Origin of the sequence: Alteromonas sp. 14N.309.X.WAT.G.H12, assembly GCF_036697315.1 — a bacterium.
In the GTDB taxonomy this organism is placed as follows: Bacteria; Pseudomonadota; Gammaproteobacteria; order Enterobacterales; family Alteromonadaceae; genus Alteromonas.
This window is the reverse complement of sequence record NZ_JBAHZB010000179.1, coordinates 1-3,312: the sequence shown is the minus strand read 5'-3', so window position 1 is coordinate 3,312 and position 3,312 is coordinate 1. Positions and strand designations below refer to the sequence as shown.

3 protein-coding genes are annotated in these 3,312 nt (G+C 49.0%); 2 read left to right on the top strand and 1 reads right to left on the bottom strand.

Translation table 11 applies throughout. The annotated features are described in order from the left end of the window. Both V5298_RS20005 and V5298_RS20000 read left to right on the top strand, forming a co-directional pair. Window positions 1-892: aldehyde dehydrogenase family protein (locus V5298_RS20005; protein ID WP_332933184.1), on the top strand; the 892-nt coding region annotated here is incomplete at its 5' end. A gap of 100 nt (window positions 893-992) precedes the next feature. Then, window positions 993-2,495 (top strand): NCS1 family nucleobase:cation symporter-1, encoded by a 1,503-nt coding sequence (locus tag V5298_RS20000; RefSeq protein WP_332933183.1) that lies wholly within the window; start codon window positions 993-995, stop codon window positions 2,493-2,495. A gap of 58 nt (window positions 2,496-2,553) precedes the next feature. Here V5298_RS20000 and V5298_RS19995 read toward each other — a convergent pair. After that, window positions 2,554-3,312: cytochrome P450 (locus tag V5298_RS19995; protein ID WP_332933182.1), on the bottom strand; the 759-nt coding region annotated here is incomplete at its 5' end.

Here is a 3,312-nt window from a genome sequence, read left to right as displayed (position 1 = left end):
GGTCAATGGTGATAAAGACGCTGTTGATAGCATTTTAACGGATACACGCATAAAAGCAGTTAGCTTTGTGGGCTCAACCCCTGTTGCCGAATACATTTATACCCAAGCCAATGCCAATGCAAAACGCTGCCAGGCCTTAGGTGGCGCGAAAAACCATGCCATCGTCATGCCCGATGCCGATATTGATAACGCGGTTAATCAACTATTAGGTGCCGCTTTTGGCTCCTCAGGGGAACGCTGCATGGCCTTATCTGTGGTGGTTGCCGTCGGTGATGATGTGGCCGACACGCTGGTCGACAAACTGCAAACCGCCATGACCAGCTTAAAAGTGGGGCCTTATAACGATGCAAGCAATGACTTTGGGCCGCTTATTACCTTACAACACAAAGAAAAAGTCGCAGGCTATATCAACAGTGCAGCTGAGGAAGGCGCCAACATTGTGGTAGATGGGCGTAATCCTCACGTTGCAGGTTTTGAAAATGGCTTTTTCCTTGGCGCCACCTTGATCGACAACGTCACCCCCACTATGGCGAGCTATCAGGCAGAAATTTTTGGTCCGGTATTGCAGGTGATGCGGGTAAACACGATGGAAGAAGCCATGCAGCTAATTGATGATCACGAATATGGCAACGGCACCTGTATTTTTACCCGCGACGGCGAAGCTGCGCGCTATTTTTCTGATCATATTCAAGTTGGCATGGTAGGCATTAATGTGCCCCTGCCCGTGCCCGTTGCTTATCATAGTTTTGGTGGCTGGAAACGTTCATTGTTCGGTGATTTACACGCCTATGGCCCTGATGGCGTACGCTTTTACACAAAACGTAAAACCATTACCCAACGCTGGCCATCCAGTGGCGTAAGAGAGGGCGTGAGCTTTTCTTTTCCCAGCTGATAATAAGCATTTTAAATCCCGAGCCATTCGTAAACCGGCAATAAATTTGCATAATTTTTCATCTTTGCAAGCCAGACAAGCCCTGTAAGGAATAATGATCGTGGATAACGCTGATAAACACACCATGACAAAACCAACCCACTATGACAGCGATCTCTGGAATGAAGATCTCGCCCCCACTTGCAAAGCAAGCAGAACCTGGGACTGGAAAGACTACGCGGCCTTGTGGGTCGCCATGGTGGTTTGTGTCCCCACTTATTTGCTTTCTGCGGGTCTGGTGTCAGAAGGCATGAATTGGTATCAAGCGGTGATCACCGTGTTATTGGGGAATCTCATTGTATTAATACCTATGATGCTGATTGGCCACGCAGGCGCCAAATACGGTTTGCCCTTTCCCGTACTACTACGCAGTGCTTTTGGTACTAAAGGTGCCAAAATTCCTGCACTGGCCAGAGGATTAGTGGCATGCGGCTGGTTTGGTATCAATACCTGGGTGGGCGGCAGTGCTATTTATGTAATATTAAACAGCCTAAGCGGCGATACCTTTGTCGGTCAGCCCCTTCCTTTACTGGGTATCGATTTAACCCAAACCTTATGTTTTTTTGCGTTTTGGGCAATGCATTTAGTGTTTATCAAATACGGCACCGAATCCATTCGCTGGCTAGAAACCTTTGCTGCACCCTTTCTGATCTTAATGGGCTTGGTGCTACTCGGTTGGGCATACTTGCAGGCCGGTGGTTTTGGTGAAATGCTGTCATCGCCCTCTCAGTTTGTAGCAGGCGGCGTAAAAGAAGGACAATTTTGGCCGGCATTTTTTGCTGGCCTCACCTCAATGGTGGGTTTTTGGGCCACCATGGCGTTGAACATTCCCGACTTTACCCGTTTTGCCAAATCACAAAAAGATCAAATGGTCGGTCAGGCCATCGGCTTGCCAATTCCCATGGCCCTGTTTGCCTTTATCGGTGTGGCCGTCACCTCTGCCACCGTCACTATTTACGGAGAAGCGATTTGGGATCCCATCGCCCTTGCCGGGCGTATGGGTGGCCTTGGCGTGGTGTTGGCTTTAGCCGCCCTCGCCCTTGCGACACTCACCACAAACTTAGCTGCCAATATGGTGGCTCCCGCTTACGGGTTCTCCAATATGGCCCCCTCGAAAATAAGCTTTAAGCTGGGCGGCTATATTACCGCCGGTATCGGCGTGGCCATATTTCCGTGGAAACTACTGGAAACCGCCGGCGGCTATTTATTTACCTGGTTAACCGGTTACTCGGCACTACTAGGGCCCATTGCCGGGATCTTAATAGCCGATTACTTTCTTTTACGAAAATCCACACTCAACATAGATGCACTGTTTCAGCACAATGGCGAGTATGGCGTAAATAATGGCTGGAATAAGGCCGGAATCTTTGCCCTGATCATAGGTGTATTGCCCAATATTCCCGGCTTTTTACACGCTGCAGGCTTTATTGCCTCTGTCCCCACAATCTTCGATAGCCTTTATGCTTATGCCTGGTTTGTTGGGTTATTGGTGGCAAGTGCCGTGTACTTGGTGCTGTCAAAACGGACAACCACCGTAGTAGAAAATAGCCAGGCAATGCTGTAACTGACAACATACCGCTAACAGCTAGGTTAGCGGTATGTTTTTTCCCAAAAAGACTCGCCTAAGCAATCATAATAGGGACGCGGTTGAACCCGCCAAGAGGCGCAACTTCGCGAACAGACTGTTCATTCGATGCCGGTAAGATCTTCTGCCCCGTCGATAACAAGGCTTGTACCATAATGCGCAATTGCCATGTTGCCAGTAATCGACCGGGACAAACGTGTTTACCTACCCCATAAACCAAATTATTCGGCCTATTTTTTACTGGGTTAAAATCATTGTCACCAAAGACTAATTCATCCCGATTTGCTGAGGTCCAATGTAACTTTATTTTACTTCCACTGGGAATATCCTGCCCGCCAATGTGTACCGGGCAGGTAGTCACTCGTCGATTCGAGATAAAGGGATCATCCATACGCAACACTTCATCAATGAATGCTTCCACCTCTTCATCCCCTGCCAACTGGAGTTTCAACGCAAGCTCGGGGTGATTGGCAATGTAGTGAAGGATCACCCCAACACATAAGGCAATAGAGCCCAAATCACCCCCTGTCCAATTACGTAAAATGGAAATCACTTCTTGGTCTGTGAGCAAGCGGCCCTCAAAGGTGGTACGACATAGGTGAGCGGTAACGTCATCATATCGCGCATTGCTATTTTGCCGCGGACGGAGCTCAGACAGTATGATGTCGTCAAATTCTTGCGCCACCTGCGCTAAAACTTCTTTGTTACCGGCTCGGGTCGCTTTATGGTGATCTTTCATCCATGCCAATAGTCGGGGCTCTAGTGCCTCTGACCAGCCCAACCATCGGCATTGGGC